11 protein-coding genes are annotated in these 15,221 nt (G+C 69.5%); 6 read left to right on the forward strand and 5 right to left on the reverse strand.

Annotated elements, in window-relative coordinates; all coding sequences use genetic code 11:
* Positions 1-173: 173 nt before the first annotated feature.
* On the forward strand, positions 174-2,297 hold the full coding sequence (locus ACWD5Q_RS02150) for an ABC transporter family substrate-binding protein (RefSeq protein ID WP_451425069.1): 2,124 nt from the start codon (positions 174-176) through the stop codon (positions 2,295-2,297).
* A gap of 115 nt (positions 2,298-2,412) precedes the next feature.
* Here ACWD5Q_RS02150 and typA read toward each other — a convergent pair whose 3' ends face one another.
* Positions 2,413-4,320 (reverse strand): translational GTPase TypA, encoded by a 1,908-nt coding sequence (typA, locus tag ACWD5Q_RS02155; protein ID WP_451425070.1) that lies wholly within the window; start codon positions 4,318-4,320, stop codon positions 2,413-2,415.
* Positions 4,321-5,284: 964 nt separating this feature from the next.
* Here typA and ACWD5Q_RS02160 point away from each other — a divergent pair.
* The 5 genes from ACWD5Q_RS02160 to ACWD5Q_RS02180 all read left to right on the forward strand — a co-directional run bounded on the left by ACWD5Q_RS02160 (position 5,285) and on the right by ACWD5Q_RS02180 (position 11,131).
* Complete coding sequence (locus tag ACWD5Q_RS02160; protein ID WP_451425071.1) at positions 5,285-6,907, forward strand: peptide ABC transporter substrate-binding protein; 1,623 nt, start codon at positions 5,285-5,287, stop codon at positions 6,905-6,907.
* 164 nt (positions 6,908-7,071) lie between these two features.
* A complete protein-coding gene (locus ACWD5Q_RS02165; RefSeq protein ID WP_451425072.1) occupies positions 7,072-7,995 on the forward strand; it encodes an ABC transporter permease in 924 nt (307 codons plus the stop codon).
* Positions 7,988-8,923 (forward strand): ABC transporter permease, encoded by a 936-nt coding sequence (locus ACWD5Q_RS02170; RefSeq protein WP_451425073.1) that lies wholly within the window; start codon positions 7,988-7,990, stop codon positions 8,921-8,923. The genes ACWD5Q_RS02165 and ACWD5Q_RS02170 overlap by 8 nt, the downstream gene beginning before the upstream one ends.
* Positions 8,924-8,937: 14 nt before the next feature.
* On the forward strand, positions 8,938-9,990 hold the full coding sequence (locus tag ACWD5Q_RS02175; protein ID WP_451425074.1) for an ABC transporter ATP-binding protein: 1,053 nt from the start codon (positions 8,938-8,940) through the stop codon (positions 9,988-9,990).
* Positions 9,983-11,131: an ABC transporter ATP-binding protein gene (locus ACWD5Q_RS02180; RefSeq protein ID WP_451425075.1), complete on the forward strand. Its 1,149-nt coding sequence runs from the start codon at positions 9,983-9,985 to the stop codon at positions 11,129-11,131. Before ACWD5Q_RS02175 ends, ACWD5Q_RS02180 begins: the two co-directional genes overlap by 8 nt.
* An 89-nt stretch (positions 11,132-11,220) precedes the next feature.
* On the opposite strand, the gene ACWD5Q_RS02185 is transcribed toward ACWD5Q_RS02180, so the two are convergent.
* The 4 genes from ACWD5Q_RS02185 to ACWD5Q_RS02200 are packed head-to-tail and all read right to left on the reverse strand — an operon-like array spanning position 11,221 to position 15,192.
* Entirely contained in the window at positions 11,221-12,210 is a 990-nt protein-coding gene (locus ACWD5Q_RS02185) for an oligopeptide/dipeptide ABC transporter ATP-binding protein (RefSeq protein ID WP_451425076.1), read from the reverse strand.
* Positions 12,207-13,214, reverse strand: a complete 1,008-nt coding sequence (locus tag ACWD5Q_RS02190; protein WP_451425077.1) for an ABC transporter ATP-binding protein — start codon at positions 13,212-13,214, stop codon at positions 12,207-12,209. Before ACWD5Q_RS02190 ends, ACWD5Q_RS02185 begins: the two co-directional genes overlap by 4 nt.
* Positions 13,211-14,134: an ABC transporter permease gene (locus tag ACWD5Q_RS02195; RefSeq protein ID WP_451425078.1), complete on the reverse strand. Its 924-nt coding sequence runs from the start codon at positions 14,132-14,134 to the stop codon at positions 13,211-13,213. The genes ACWD5Q_RS02190 and ACWD5Q_RS02195 overlap by 4 nt, the downstream gene beginning before the upstream one ends.
* Positions 14,131-15,192 carry an ABC transporter permease gene (locus tag ACWD5Q_RS02200; RefSeq protein WP_451425079.1) on the reverse strand — a complete coding sequence of 354 codons (1,062 nt, stop codon included), beginning with the start codon at positions 15,190-15,192 and terminating at the stop codon, positions 14,131-14,133. Before ACWD5Q_RS02200 ends, ACWD5Q_RS02195 begins: the two co-directional genes overlap by 4 nt.
* Positions 15,193-15,221 lie beyond the last annotated feature (29 nt).

The following is a 15,221-nucleotide window of genomic DNA, read 5'->3' on the forward strand; positions in this document are numbered from 1 at the left end:
CGGGGCGTCGTTGCGCTGAACGGGTGGGATTCCCGGGCTCTGTCGCCGTGTCGCCGCATTCCGCCGAACCCTTTCCTTTTCAGTGGGCCCATCCATCTGATCAGCTCCAAATACCACCAAACCTGATCATAACGCCCGCTTATCCGTGAAGCGGCTCTCCGGAGGTAGACGTGATGTCCCACGACGGCGTCGGACGGAGCGCGGTGCTGCGCTCGGTCGCGTTCCTCACCGCGGGAGCCCTCGCGGTGACCGCGCTCGCGGCCTGTAGCTCCGACGACAAGAAGACGAGCACACCGGCCGCCGGGCAGGACATCGCCCCGGCCGGCCGCGCCCTCGTCAGCGACGGCGGCACCCTGCGCTGGGCGGTCGACGCCGTACCCGGCACCCTGAACGTCTTCCAGGCCGACGCCGACGCCGCGACCAGCCGGATCGCCGGGGCCGTGCTGCCCTCGATGTTCCGGCTCGATGTCAACGGACGGCCGCAGGTGAACCCCGCCTACCTGGAGTCCGCCAAGGTCGTCTCGACCGAGCCCAAGCAGGTCGTCGTCTACCGCCTCAACCAGCAGGCCGTCTGGAGCGACGGCCGGGAGATCGGCGCCGACGACTTCGCCGCCCAGTGGCGCGCCCTGTCCGGGAAGGACAAGGCGTACTGGACCGCCCGCAACGCCGGCTACGACCGCATCCAGAAGATCGAGCGCGGCGCCAACAACCTCGAGGTCAAGGTCACCTTCGCCAAGCCGTACGCCGACTGGAAATCGCTGTTCTCGCCGCTGTACCCGAAGGACGTCATGGGCACCCCGGACAGCTTCAACGACGGGGCGAGACGCGGCCTGAAGGTCACCGCCGGACCGTTCGGCCTCCAGTCGGTCGACCAGAAGAGCGGCACCGTCACCCTCAGCCGCAACCCTCGCTGGTGGGGCCGGCCCGCCAAGCTCTCCGAGATCGCCCTCGTGGCCGTCCCGCGCGACCAGCGCGCCGCCGCGCTCGCCGACGGGAAGCTCGACATGGCCGAGATCGACCCGGAGGAGGCCGACCGGATCAAGCTCGCCAAGGGCAGCAATCCCTTGCAGGGCTCCTCACCCAGCACGGAGCCGAGCGGGAGCGCCTCGCCGGGCGCGGAGCCGGACGGGAGCGCGTCACCGGGCACGGAGTCGAGCGGGAACGCCTCGCCGGGCACGGAGTCGAGCGGGAGCGCCTCGCCGGGCGCGGCGGGCCCGCAGACGCTGAACGGTTTCGTCCTCCGCAGGTCCCTGGAGCCCGCCTCCACCCAGCTCGCCCTGAACGGAAGCCGGGGCCCGCTCGCCGACGAGCGGGTGCGCCGTGCCGTGGCCCAGGCCCTCGACCGCACCCAGCTGGCCGGGCTCGTCCTGAAGCCGCTCGGGCTGCCCGCGGTCCCGGTCGGCAGCCATCTCGCGCTCGCGGGGCAGGACGCGTACGCCGACGGCAGCGGTGCGATCGGCAACCAGGACACCAAGCAGGCGCTGAAGCTGCTGGCCGAGGCGGGCTGGGCGACCGGCGCGGACAAGGAGCCGAAGAAGGCGGCCGGGCCCGAGGGCGACAAGGCGCGGGGCTCGGGGGACGCGGGGAAGACGGACGAGACGAAGCGGCACGACGGTTCGGGCGGGGACGACAAGGCCCTCCGGGAGCCCAACCAGCAGGGCGGACCCCCACCGGGGGCCTACGCGCCCAAGGGCACCGCGGCCCCGAGGGGCGTCGCGGCCGGGCTGCTCGCCAAGAACGGCAAGCCGCTGCAACTGAAGTTCGTGCTGCCGTCCGGACCCGGCTCCCGGTCCCTGCAGACCGTAGGGGACCGCATCGCGCGCATGCTGGACAAGATCGGCATCCGTACGGAGATCACCAAGGTCTCCGACGGCGACTTCTTCAAGGACCACGTCGCGTCCGGCGACTACGACCTGGCGCTGTACTCGTGGCCGGCGACCGCGTTCCCGGCGACCGACGCCCGGCCGATCTACGCCAAGCCGGTGCCGGCGTCGGACGGCTCGCTGAGCGTGGAGCAGAACTACACCCGGGTCGGCACCGACCAGGTGGACCAGCTCTTCGACCAGGCCATCGCCACGCTGGACGAGGGCGAGGAGCGCGACCTGGTGCGCAAGGCCGACGCCCACATCTGGGCCATCGCGGCCTCGATCCCCCTCTACCAGCGCCCCCAGCTCACGGTGACCCGTGCCGGGCTGGCCAACGCGGGCGCGTTCGGCTTCCAGACCCCGGTCTACGAGGACATGGGCTTCCTGAAGAAGGGGACGAAGCCGTCCGCGAGTCCGTCGAAGTCCGGTTAGAGCCCAGGGGCGACCGGACCGAGGAACCCCCGCGGTGTGCCCCGCTCCAACGGGGCACACCGGCGGAAAACCGCTGCGCGCGCCGTCCCGGCGCGCGCAGCGGTATGTGCGTGGATCAGCCGTGCTTGGCGCGGCTCGCGCTGCGGGCCCGCTCACGCTGGTCGAGGACGACCTTGCGGATGCGGACGGCCTCCGGCGTCACCTCGACGCACTCGTCGTCGCGGCAGAACTCCAGGGACTGCTCCAGCGACAGCTTGCGCGGCGGCACGATCGACTCGGCGATGTCCGAGGTGGCCGACCGGATGTTGGTGAGCTTCTTCTCCTTGGTGATGTTGACGTCCATGTCGTCGGCGCGGGAGTTCTCGCCGACGATCATGCCCTCGTACACCTCGGTGCCCGGCTCGATGAAGAGCACACCGCGCTCCTGGAGGTTCGTCATCGCGAACGCCGTGACGCTGCCGCTGCGGTCGGCCACCAGGGAGCCGTTGTTACGGGTCTGCAGCGGGCCGAACCAGGGCTCGTGGCCCTCGTGGATGGAGTGGGCGATACCCGTGCCGCGGGTGCCGGTCAGGAACTCCGTACGGAAGCCGATCAGACCGCGCGACGGTACGACGAACTCCATGCGGACCCAGCCGGAGCCGTGGTTGGACATGTTGTCCATCCGGCCCTTGCGGACGCCCATGAGCTGCGTGACGGCGCCCATGTGCTCCTCGGGCACGTCGATCGTCATGCGCTCGACCGGCTCGTGGACCTTGCCGTCGACCTCCTTGGTGACGACCTGCGGCTTGCCGACCGTCAGCTCGTAGCCCTCGCGGCGCATGGTCTCCACCAGGATGGCCAGCGCCAGCTCACCGCGGCCCTGCACCTCCCAGGCGTCGGGCCGCTCGGTGTCGAGGACCCGCAGCGAGACGTTACCGATCAGCTCGCGGTCGAGACGGTCCTTGACCTGGCGGGCGGTGACCTTGCGGTCCTTGACCGTGGCCTTGACGTTGGCGCCCTTGCCGGTGCCGCCCCTGCCGACCAGCGGCGAGGTGTTGGTACCGATGACCATGGAGATCGCGGGCTCGTCCACCGTGATCAGCGGCAGCGCGACCGGGTTCTCCGGGTCGGCCAGGGTCTCGCCGATCATGATCTCGGGGATACCGGCGACGGCGCAGATGTCACCCGGGCCGGCCTTCTCGGCGGGCTTGCGGGTGAGGGCCTCGGTCATCATCAGCTCGCTGATGCGCACATTGCCGACCGTGCCGTCGCGCTTGATCCAGGCGACGGTCTGGCCCTTGCGCAGCTCGCCCTGCTCGACCCGGAGCAGTGCGATACGGCCGAGGAAGTTGTCGGCGTCCAGGTTGGTGACGTGGGCCTGGAGCGGGGCGTCCTCGTCGTAGGTAGGGGCCGGGATGTGCTCCAGGATCGTGGAGAAGAAGGGCTCCAGGCTGGTGGAGTCGGCCGGGACCGTGCCGTTCTCCGGCTTGGTGAGGGAGGCGACGCCGTCGCGGCCGACGGCGTAGACGATCGGGAACTCGATCTGCTCCTCGTCGGCGTCGAGGTCGAGGAACAGGTCGTACGTCTCGTTCACGACCTCGTCGATACGGGCGTCGGGCCGGTCCGTCTTGTTGATGCAGAGGATGACGGGCAGCCGGGCCTGGAGCGCCTTGCGCAGCACGAACCGGGTCTGCGGCAGCGGGCCCTCGGACGCGTCGACGAGCAGCACGACACCGTCGACCATCGACAGACCGCGCTCGACCTCGCCGCCGAAGTCGGCGTGGCCGGGCGTGTCGATGATGTTGATGGTGATCGGGTCCCCGCCGTCCTTCGGGTGGTATTTCACCGCCGTGTTCTTGGCGAGGATCGTGATGCCCTTCTCACGCTCCAGGTCGTTGGAGTCCATGACGCGGTCGTCGACCTGCTCGAGCTGGTGGGCGGCGAAGGCACCGGCCTGCTTCAGCATGGCGTCGACGATGGTCGTCTTGCCGTGGTCGACGTGGGCGACGATGGCGACGTTGCGGATGTCGTGGCGCGTGGCCATAGTGCGGCATACTCCCGGAGTGGTGAGGGCGGCCTGCGCGTCCGTCTGTGTTACGCGGGCCCTGCCGGGCTGAACACGCCACGGCCTCACCCCATCGTACGGGGCTCGAGCGGAGACGGGTGGTTCGGGCCCGGCGCGGGACGGTTCCCGGCGGGCCGGGGCGGCGCGGCCGCCGGTCCGGCCATGATCACCCGGCGGTTCTCCCACGGTCCCGCCGGCCGCGGCGAGCCGGCGGCCGGAGCCGGTCCGGCGTCCCGAGGGGCTGTCTCCGCTCCGAGGGGCGTGACCTGCTCGCGGGGGGGCATCGGGCCGGGGGCCGGTCGTGCGGGAGAGGTCCGCATTCCGTTGCGGACTGGCGAGAAACAGGCGTGTATCACGCGACGGTCCTGGCGGAACCCGGCAGAGGCAGGCACAGACATAGGGAAAACCCTCCCTCCCCGGCCGTCCGGACCACAATCGGAAAGACGGGCACTAAGGTGTTCCTCTACCGCGCGTTCCCTGCCTGGCCAGGGCATTCCGGAAGGCGGTGGCCGGCCGGGCACCCGCTGTCCACCGGGGCCGGGAGTGCGCCGGACGGTCCGTTCCGGTGGGGTGAGCACACCCGCCGCACAGGACACATCGTGATCTCAAGAGGTTTTCTCCGGCCAGGCGTCCGGAATGCGGACACTTCTCGCCGATAGATGTGTAACAAGTCCGTTTCGCAGGGATCTTTCAGCAAACCCTTTGTCCGGATTTTGGAAGATGTACGCGGTAGGTGTGATCGAACCGAGACCTTAGGGGTGTGGTTCGATTCCTGCCTTTGGCAGATAGTTAGGCGCGTAGAGCTCGGAGGAACGGGTCATGCGCTGCAGCCAGGCGCCGACTCACGAGCGAGGGGGCACTTGACGATCTCAGGCACCGGTGACGGTGATGTGTCGGGTGCCCTCCCATGCGGTGAACCATTGGACTCATGAGGAGGAGCCCCATGCGTGGTGCCAAGAGCGCCAAGTGGGTTGGGATAGCTACGGTTGTGGCGCTGGGTGCGACGGCCTGTGGCGGTGGCGGGGACACGGGCAGCTCGGGCAGTGGCAAGGGCAACGGCGTCGTATCGGTGGAGATCGGTGAGCCGCAGAACCCCCTGGTTCCCACCAACACGTACGAGACCGAGGGTGGCCAGGTCATCCACGCCATGTTCGCCGGTCTCACCAAGATCGACCCGAACAACAAGATCGTCAACGACGAGGCCCAGTCCATCACCACGAAGGACAGCAAGGTCTGGACGATCAAGCTGAAGCCGGGCTACACCTTCCACAACGGCGAGCAGGTCACCGCGCAGTCCTACGTCGACGCATGGAACTACGGCGCGGACCAGACCAACGCGCAGCAGACCAACCCCCTCTTCAGTCACATCCAGGGCTACGCGGACCTCAACCCGGGCGCGAAGAAGACCGTCAAGACCCACACGCTGACCGGTCTGAAGGCGATCGACGCCAACACGCTCCAGGTCACGCTGACGGCCCCGTTCTCGGCGTTCCCCACCCAGCTGTCGTTCACCGGCTTCGTGCCGCTGCCGAAGGCGTTCTTCAAGGACCCCAAGGGCTTCGGCAAGAAGCCGATCGGCAACGGCCCGTACGAGGCGAAGAGCTCCTTCGTCGACAACGAGGGCATCAGCCTCGTCAAGTACGCCAAGTTCCCCGAGGCGGCCGACTACCAGGTCAAGGGCATCGACTTCAAGGTCTACTCGCAGCAGGACACCGCCTACAAGGACCTGGTCGCGGGCAACCTCGACGTCCTGCCGGTGATCCCCACCTCAGGTCTGGCCACCTACAAGAAGGACCTGCCGGGCCACACCATCGACGTCCCCGAGGGCGCGACCGGCTACATCGGCTTCCCGCTGAAGTACAACAAGGCTTTCCAGAACCCCAAGATCCGTGAAGCCATCTCCATGTCCATCGACCGGGAGGCCATCGCCCAGAAGGTGTTCCTGGGTGCCCGTATCCCGGCCGACGACTACGTGCCGCCGCTGATCGAGGGCTACCGCAAGGGCGCCTGCGGCGAGGCGTGCACCTACAACCCGACCAAGGCGAAGCAGCTCTTCAAGGAGGCCGGCGGCCTGCCCGGCAACTCTCTGGAGATCGGCTACAACGCGGACGGCGACCACAAGACGTGGGTCGAGGCCGTGGCCAACCAGATCCAGCAGAGCCTCGACATCAAGGTGACGCCCAAGCCGTTCGAGCAGTTCCAGACCATCCTGGACGCTCTGGACCAGAAGAAGTACCAGGGCGCCTTCCGCATGGGCTGGCAGATGGACTACCCGAACATGGAGGACTTCCTCCGTCCGATCTTCTCCAAGGACGCGATCCAGAACGGCTCGAACTACGCGGGCTACACCAACGAGCAGTTCGAGAAGCTGCTGAGCCAGGGCGACCAGGCCACCACGACGGCCGAAGCCATCAAGCAGTACCAGGCGGCGGACGACGTCCTGCTCAAGGAACTGCCGTACATCCCGGTGTACTTCTACCGTCTGAACTCGGGCTTCAGCGACAAGATCACCTCCATGCGGCTGATCGCTCACCAGATCGACTGGACGTCCGTCAAGCTCAGCTGAGCGAAGCAGAAAACCGTGTCCGCGACGTGAAGTAGCGGACAGCAGGGTGGGTTGGGGGACCGCCGGAGCAAACGGCTCCCCCTACCCACCCTCTTCGCCGTTGGGTCCGACCCGCGACCGCCTTCCACCGGCGCCGGATCGGGCCAGCATTCCTTGGAGAACCAATGGGCCGATTCGTCGTGCGCCGTGTGCTGCAGGCGATCCCTGTACTCATAGGCGTCACGTTCCTCATCTACTGCCTGGTCTTCCTGCTGCCGGGCGACCCGATCAGGGCTCTGATGGGTGAGAAGCAGGACCCCCACCTGGCTGAGGTACTACGCGCGCAGTACCACCTCGACGACCCACTGGTGGTGCAGTACTGGCACTACATCAGCGGCGTCTTCCGCGGCGACTTGGGCACCACCTACTCCGGCCGGTCGATCAGTGACATCGTCGCCCAGCGCTTCCCGGTGACACTGAAGCTGGCGCTGACGGCGTTCGGCTTCGAAGCGGTCATCGGCATCCTGGCCGGCATCCTCTCGGCACTGCGCCGCGGGAAGTTCGCGGACAACGTGGTCTTCATCGCCACGCTGATCCTGATCTCCCTCCCGGTGTTCGTGCTCGGTAACGTCCTTTCGCTCGAACTGGGCGTCAAGTGGAAGCTGACGCCGGTCGCGGGCATCGAGGACGGCTGGCCCGCCAGCTATGTGCTGCCCGGCCTGGTGCTGGCCGCGACGTCGATGGCGTACATCGCCCGGCTTACCCGGACCAGCATGATCGAGTCGATCCGCTCGGACTACGTCCGCACCGCCATCGCCAAGGGCCTGCCGCGCCGCCGCGTCATCGGCGTCCACGCGCTGCGCAACTCCCTCATCCCCGTCGTCACCTTCCTCGGCATGGACCTCGGTTCGCTGATGGGTGGCGCGATCATCACGGAGCGGGTCTTCAACCTCCCCGGCATCGGCGGCCAGTTGGCCCAGTCCGTCTCCCTGCGCGAAGGGCCTGTCGTCGTAGGCCTGGTCACCCTGCTCATCCTGATCTATCTGGTGGCCAACCTTGTCGTCGATGTCCTCTACGCCGTGCTTGACCCGAGGATCCGCTATGAGTGAAGAGATCGTTGAACGGCCCGTCCCCGTCGACAGCCCCGCGGCCAAGGCGCCGGATCCGGAGGGCAAGCCGGAGCGCGTCGCCAGCCTCTGGCGCGACGGCTGGCAAGACCTGCGCAAGCGGCCGATGTTCCTCATCTCGGCCTTCGTCATCCTGTGCCTGCTGGTGGTGGCCGTCGCGCCTGGCCTGTTCACCGCGCGGTCCCCGTTCACCAACGGCTTCTGCGACTTGTCGCACTCGATGGACGGTCCGGGCAGCGGCCACTGGTTCGGCTACGACGTCCAGGGCTGCGACATCTACACCCGTACGATGTGGGGCACCCGCAACTCGATCATCGTCGGCGTGGTCTCCACCATCCTCACCACGTCGCTCGGCGGGCTCATCGGCATGCTGGCCGGCCTGTGGGGCGGCTGGGCGGACTCGCTGATCTCCCGTGTCTCGGAGATCTTCTACGCGATGCCGATCCTCATCGGCGGTCTGCTGATCATGTCGATGGTGGGCAGCAGCAACGTCTGGACCGTCTCCATCGTGCTGTCGATCCTCGGCTGGCCGCAGGTCTTCCGGATCATGCGCGGTGAGGTCATCGGCAACAAGTACAACGACTACGTCGCCGCCGCCCGGGCGCTCGGCGCGGGCCCGATGCGGATCGCCTTCCGGCACATCCTGCCCAACACCCTCGCCCCGATCGTGGTCATCGCCACGATGAACCTGGGTGTGTACATCGCCACCGAGGCCGCGCTGTCCTACCTGGGCATCGGCGTCCAGTCCCCCAACATCTCCTGGGGTCTGATGATCAGTGACGCGCAGGACCGCTGGCTCACCTCGCCGCACGCCCTGCTGTTCCCGGCCGGCGCGCTCAGCATCACGGTGCTCGCGTTCATCATGCTCGGCGACGTGGTCCGCGACGCCTTCGACCCCAAGCTGCGCTGAGGAGGGCGTAATCCATGACCATTACCGAGGACGCAGTTCCCGCCGCCCGCCGCTCCGGCGACGAGGGCGCGCCGCTGCTCGAAGTGCGCGACCTGCACGTCGAGTTCCACACCCGGGACGGCGTGGCCAAGGCCGTCAACGGCGTCAACTACAGCGTGAGCGCGGGTGAGACGCTCGCCGTGCTCGGCGAGTCCGGCTCCGGCAAGTCCGTGACCGCCCAGGCGGTCATGGGCATTCTCGACATGCCGCCGGCGAAGATCCCCAAGGGGGAGATCCTCTTCCGCGGCCAGGACATGCTCAAGATGTCCTCCGAGGAGCGCCGCAAGATCCGCGGCCGCCGGATCGCCATGATCTTCCAGGACGCGCTCAGCTCCCTGAACCCGGTGCTGTCCGTCGGCTACCAGCTCGGCGAGATGTACCGCGTCCACCTCGGCCTGTCCAGGAAAGAGGCCAAGGCCAAGTCGATCGAGCTGATGGACCGGGTGAAGATCCCGGCCGCGGCGGCCCGTGTGAACGACTACCCGCACCAGTTCTCGGGCGGTATGCGTCAGCGTGTCATGATCGCCATGGCGATGGCCCTGGAGCCGGACCTGATCATCGCCGACGAGCCGACCACGGCTCTCGACGTGACGGTGCAGGCACAGGTCATGGACCTGCTCGCGGAGCTGCAGCGCGAGTACAACATGGGCCTGATCCTCATCACCCACGACCTCGGTGTCGTCGCCGACGTCGCCGACAAGATCGCGGTGATGTACGCGGGCCGGATCGTCGAGACGGCCCCGGTCCACGAGCTGTACAAGCGTCCCGCGCACCCCTACACCCGGGGTCTGCTGGACTCCATCCCGCGCCTGGACCAGAAGGGCCAGGAGCTGTACGCGATCAAGGGCCTGCCGCCCAACCTGATGCACATCCCGGCCGGCTGCGCCTTCAACCCGCGCTGCCCCATCGCCCAGGACATCTGCCGTACGGAGATCCCGGTGCTGCAGCAGGTCACCGAACCGGACGGCACCCCGCTGCCCGGCCGCGGTTCGGCGTGCCACTTCTGGAAGGAGACGATCCATGGCTGAGCCGATCGAGAAGAACACCCCGGCCGACGCCACGCCGAACGTCTCCGACGTGGACGTGGTGGACGCGCACTCCGTGGAGGAGGCGGTCGCCGCCATCGAGGCGCCGGTCGAGCGCGGGGAGCCGATCCTCCAGGTCCGGAACCTGGTCAAGCACTTCCCGCTGACCCAGGGAATCCTGTTCAAGAGGCAGATCGGCGCCGTCAAGGCCGTCGACGGTGTCTCCTTCGACCTGCACCAGGGCGAGACCCTGGGCATCGTGGGCGAGTCCGGCAGCGGCAAGTCGACGGTGGCCAAGGTCCTGATGCACCTGGAGCGGGCCACCGCGGGCGAGGTCTTCTACAAGGGCCAGGACATCACCAAGCTGTCCGGCCGCGCCCTCAAGGCCGTGCGCCGCAACATCCAGATGGTGTTCCAGGACCCGTACACCTCGCTCAACCCCCGGATGACGGTCGGCGACATCATCGGCGAGCCCTTCGACATCCACCCCGAGGTGGCTCCGAAGGGCGACCGGCGGCGCAAGGTCCAGGACCTGCTGGACGTCGTCGGCCTCAACCCCGAGTACATCAACCGCTACCCGCACCAGTTCTCCGGCGGTCAGCGCCAGCGCATCGGCATCGCCCGCGGCCTCGCGCTCAACCCGGAGGTCATCATCTGCGACGAGCCGGTCTCCGCGCTGGACGTGTCCGTCCAGGCGCAGGTCATCAACCTGATGGAGCGACTGCAGGACGAGTTCAACCTCTCCTACGTCTTCATCGCGCACGACCTGTCGATCGTCCGGCACATCTCGGACCGGGTGGGCGTCATGTACCTCGGCCGCATCGTCGAGATCGGCACGGACGAGCAGATCTACGAGCACCCGACGCACCCCTACACCCAGGCGCTGCTGTCGGCGGTCCCCGTACCGGACCCGGAGGCGCGCGAGCACCGCGAGCGCATCATCCTGTCCGGTGACGTGCCCTCCCCGGCCAACCCGCCGTCGGGCTGCGGCTTCCGCACCCGCTGCTGGAAGGCCCAGGAGAGGTGCTCCGTGGAGAGCCCGGTCCTGGCGATCCCCGAGCGGTTCAAGACCTCCGACACCCCGGCGGCCCACGAGTCGGCCTGCCACTTCGCCGAGGAGAAGGACATCGTGCACGCGGCCTGACGGCTCCCACGGTCCCGCCCGGTTCCCGGCACCTCGCGAGGTGCCGGGAACCGGCTTTTCGGGGCGTGTACGCCCCACGTGCCGAGGAATCAGCCGACCACGCGGGCCCCGGCCCAATGGCACGCCACCTGTTCCCCGCTGCCGCCGCCGAGCACCTCGAGGTCCTGGCTCCGGCACGCGTCGGCGACCCCCGCCCGCTCCGCCGCGCCGCTCGCCAGGACCTGGCAGCGGACGTGGAAGCGGCAGCCTGCGGGAATGCGGGAGGCGTCCGGGGGTTCGCCGGTCAGCACCACCGGTTCGCCCGGTGTCTCCGGCAGGACGGACAGCAGGGCCCGGGTGTACGGGTGCCGGGGCGCCGTCAGGACCTGTTCGACGTCCCCCGTCTCCACGATCCGGCCCAGGTACATCACCGCGACCCGGTCGGCGATGTTCCACGCCAGGCCCAGATCGTGGGTCACCACCAGTGCGGTCAGGCCGAACTCGGTCCGCAGCCGAAGCAGCAGCGCGAGGATCTCACCCCGCACGGAGGCGTCGAGCGAGGCCACGGGCTCGTCGGCGACGATGAGCTCCGGTTCCAGCACGAGCGCTCCCGCGATCACCACACGCTGACGCTGGCCTCCCGACAACTCGTGCGGATAGCGCAGGAAGAACCTCTCGGGCGGTCGGAGTCCCGCCTTGGCCAGGGCCTCGCCGACCGCCGCCCGTTCGTCCCCCGCGTACCCGTGGATCCGCAGTCCTTCGGCCACGGCGTCGTACACCGTGTGCCGCGGGTTCAGCGAGCCGCTCGGATCCTGGAGCACCAGTTGGGCACGCCTGCGGTAGGCCTTCAGATACCGCGAGGTGTACTCCAGCGGCTTCCCGCCGAAGCCGACCTGCCCCGCGGTCGGCCGGACCAGGCCCAGCAGCGCGCGGGCCAGGGTCGTCTTGCCGCAGCCCGACTCGCCGACGAGCGCCACGACCTCCCCGGCCCGGATGTCGAGGTCGACGCCGTCCACGGCCCGGCTCGGCGCAGCGCCGTGCCGTCCGGGAAAGGCCACGTGCAGCCCGCGGGCGCTGAGCAGGGGCGGTGGTGTCGTCATGCCGTGCTCCTCGTGTCCTCGGCCTCGGCGGCCGTGGCGGTCGTGCCGGAGTCCGCGCCCGCCACGAGCACACAGGCCGCTCGCCGCCCCTGTCCCAGGTCCCGCAGCGCCTGGTCCTGCGTGGCGCACAGGTCCAGCGCCACCGGACAGCGCGGGTGGAAGGCGCAGCCGGAGGGCAGGGCGGACGGGTCCGGGGGGTCGCCGGCCAGTCCACGCGGCGCGAACCGGGAGGCGGGGTCGCCGATGCGCGGGAAGGCGGCCGACAGGGCCTTGCCGTAGGGGTGGCGGGCGTCCTCGTGGACCGCCCTGGCGGCTCCCTCCTCGACCACGCGGCCCGCGTACATCACCGCGAGCCGGTCGCAGGTGTCGGCGAGCACGGCCAGATCGTGACTGATCATGATCAGGCCCAGGTCCTGCTCGGCGACGAGGTCCCCGATCAGCCGCAGGACCTGCGCCTGGACCATCACGTCCAGGGCCGTGGTCGGTTCGTCGGCGATGACCAGCCGGGGATCACAGGCCAGCGCCATGGCGATCATGACCCGTTGGCGCTGGCCGCCCGACAGCTCGTGCGGATACGCCGTCGCCCGCGCGGCCGGCAGGCCCACCTGCTCCAGCAGCTCCCCGGCCCGCTTCCGGGCCGCGGCGGCGGTCGCCCTGCGGTGCAGCAGGATCGGCTCGGCGATCTGGTCGCCGATACGGTGCACGGGATTGAGCGAGTGCATCGCGCCCTGGAAGACGATCGAGGCGCCCGCCCAGCGGACCGCCCGCACCCGTCCCCACCGCATCGTCAGCACGTCCTCGCCGTTCAGCAGGACGTCCCCGGAGATCCGGGTCCCGGCAGGCAGCAGCCGGAGCAGCGCGAGCGCCACCGTGGACTTGCCGCAGCCCGACTCGCCCGCGATGCCGAGTGTGCGGCCCGCGTCCAGCGACAGGTCCACACCCCGCACCGCCGCCACGCCGCCCGGGTAGGTCACGTCGAGGTTGTGGACCTCCAGCAGGCTCAACGGGCCACCCCCAGCCTGGGGTTGAGGACGGACTCCACCGCGCGGCCGCACAGGGTGAACGCCAGGGCGACCACGGCGATGGCGACGCCCGGCGGCACCAGGTACCACCAGTCCCCGGAGCTGACCGCGCCCGCCTCGCGTGCGTCCTGGAGCAGGCCGCCCCAGGACACGACCGTGGGATCGCCGAGGCCGAGGAAGGCGAGGGTGGCCTCGGAGAGGATCGACGAGGAGATCATCAGCGTCGTCTGCGCCAGCACCAGGGGCATGACGTTGGGCAGTACGTGCCGGACCATGACGTGCCGGTGCCCGCCGCCGAGGGCCCTGGCCCGCTCGATGTACGGCCGGGACTCCACCGCCAGTGTCTGCGCCCGCACCAGCCGGGCCGTGGTCGGCCAGGTGGTCACCCCGATCGCCAGGATCACGGTGCTGAGGGAGCGGGACATGACGGTGGCGAGCGCGATGGCGAGGACCAGGGTCGGCATCACCAGGAACCAGTCCGTGACGCGCATCAGCACGGTGGCGTAGAGGCCGCGGAAGTGTCCGGCCGTGACCCCGACCAGGGTGCCGATGGCCACGGACAGCACCGCCGCCAGCAAGCCGATCAGCAGCGACACCCGCGCCCCCCACACCAGCAGGCCCAACAGGTCGCGTCCGAACCGGTCGGCGCCGAGGAGGAGTTGGCCGCTCGGTCCCTGAAGGGGCCGGCCCGGCGCGGCGGTCACGCTCGACACGTCCGAGCCGACCGTCAGCGGCGCGGTCACCGCGACGAGGGCGAAGAGGACGAGGACGGCCAGGCCGAGAACTCCGGCGCGATGGGTGCGGTACTGCTGCCAGAACCGGGCGGCGGAATGACGGCGACGCTGCCAGGCGAGCGCCCGGGGACCCGCCGGAGCCGTCGGGGCAGGGGTGTCGGTCGTCATCGGCCCACCCGGGGGTCGAGCAGCGGATAGATGAGGTCGGCCAGTGTGTTCATCACGATCACCGCAGCGGCGAAGACGAAGAACAGCCCCTGCACCAGGGGCAGGTCGGGCACGCTCAGCGCCTGGTAGAAGAGCCCGCCGAGGCCCGGCCACGAGAACACGGTCTCGACGAGGATCACACCCGCGACGGTCCGGCCGAGGTTGACGAAGATCAGCGTGACGGTCGGGAGCAGCGCGTTGGGTACGGCGTGCCGGCGTCTGACCAGGTCGTCCCTGAGCCCCTTGGCGCGCGCGGTGGTCAGATAGTCGCTGCCCATCTCGTCGAGCAGTGCCGAGCGGGTGACCAGCAGCGTCTGCCCGTACTCCACCGCGACCAGCGTGATCACCGGCAGGACGAGGTGGTGCGCGACGTCGACGGCGTACGCGAGTCCTTCCTTGCCGCCCGATTCCATGCCCCCCGTGGGGAAGAGGCCGGGGAGGGGGCCCACGCCCACCGAGAACACGATGATGAGCAGCAGCCCCAGCCAGAACGACGGGACGGAGTAGAGCGTGAGCGCCAGTCCGGTGTTCACCCGGTCCCCGATGCGCCCGTGGCGCCACGCCGAGCGGGTGCCGAGGAGGATGCCGAGGGCGGTGTACAGGACGAACGCGGTACCGGTGAGCAGCAGGGTGTTCGGCAGCGCTTCGGCGATCTTGTCGATGACGGGCTCCCGGAACTGGTACGAGGTGCCGAGGTCCCCGGTGAGTGCCTTGCCGCAGTAGTCGGTGAACTGCTCCCACATGGGCAGATCGAGGCCGAACTCGCGACGGTAGGCGGCCAGTTGCCCCGCCGACACCGGCCGGCCGCCCGTCATGAACTTGACCGGGTCCCCGGGGATCAGCCGGAACAGGAAGAAGCTGGTGACGAGGACGGCCAGCAGGGAGACGAGGGCCCCGCCCGCCTTGCCCGCCGCATAGCGCAGATAGGCGGTCGCGCCCCGCGGGCCGCGGTCCGGCGGCCCGCCGGCGGGCGGGGCGTCCGGTGCCGCGGCCGGCGCGGACGCCGCGTCGGCGGTCATGAGGACCCTGCCCGGTCACGGGCCGGTGC

The organism is Streptomyces sp. NPDC002513, from assembly GCF_053595355.1.

Coding starts and splice junctions, on each gene's coding strand:
- ACWD5Q_RS02150 (WP_451425069.1), top strand. CDS start 174: ATGTCCCACGACGGCGTCGGACGGAGCGCGGTGCTGCGCTCGGTCGCG.
- typA (WP_451425070.1), bottom strand. CDS start 4,320: ATGGCCACGCGCCACGACATCCGCAACGTCGCCATCGTCGCCCACGTC.
- ACWD5Q_RS02160 (WP_451425071.1), top strand. CDS start 5,285: ATGCGTGGTGCCAAGAGCGCCAAGTGGGTTGGGATAGCTACGGTTGTG.
- ACWD5Q_RS02165 (WP_451425072.1), top strand. CDS start 7,072: ATGGGCCGATTCGTCGTGCGCCGTGTGCTGCAGGCGATCCCTGTACTC.
- ACWD5Q_RS02170 (WP_451425073.1), top strand. CDS start 7,988: ATGAGTGAAGAGATCGTTGAACGGCCCGTCCCCGTCGACAGCCCCGCG.
- ACWD5Q_RS02175 (WP_451425074.1), top strand. CDS start 8,938: ATGACCATTACCGAGGACGCAGTTCCCGCCGCCCGCCGCTCCGGCGAC.
- ACWD5Q_RS02180 (WP_451425075.1), top strand. CDS start 9,983: ATGGCTGAGCCGATCGAGAAGAACACCCCGGCCGACGCCACGCCGAAC.
- ACWD5Q_RS02185 (WP_451425076.1), bottom strand. CDS start 12,210: ATGACGACACCACCGCCCCTGCTCAGCGCCCGCGGGCTGCACGTGGCC.
- ACWD5Q_RS02195 (WP_451425078.1), bottom strand. CDS start 14,134: ATGACGACCGACACCCCTGCCCCGACGGCTCCGGCGGGTCCCCGGGCG.
- ACWD5Q_RS02200 (WP_451425079.1), bottom strand. CDS start 15,192: ATGACCGCCGACGCGGCGTCCGCGCCGGCCGCGGCACCGGACGCCCCG.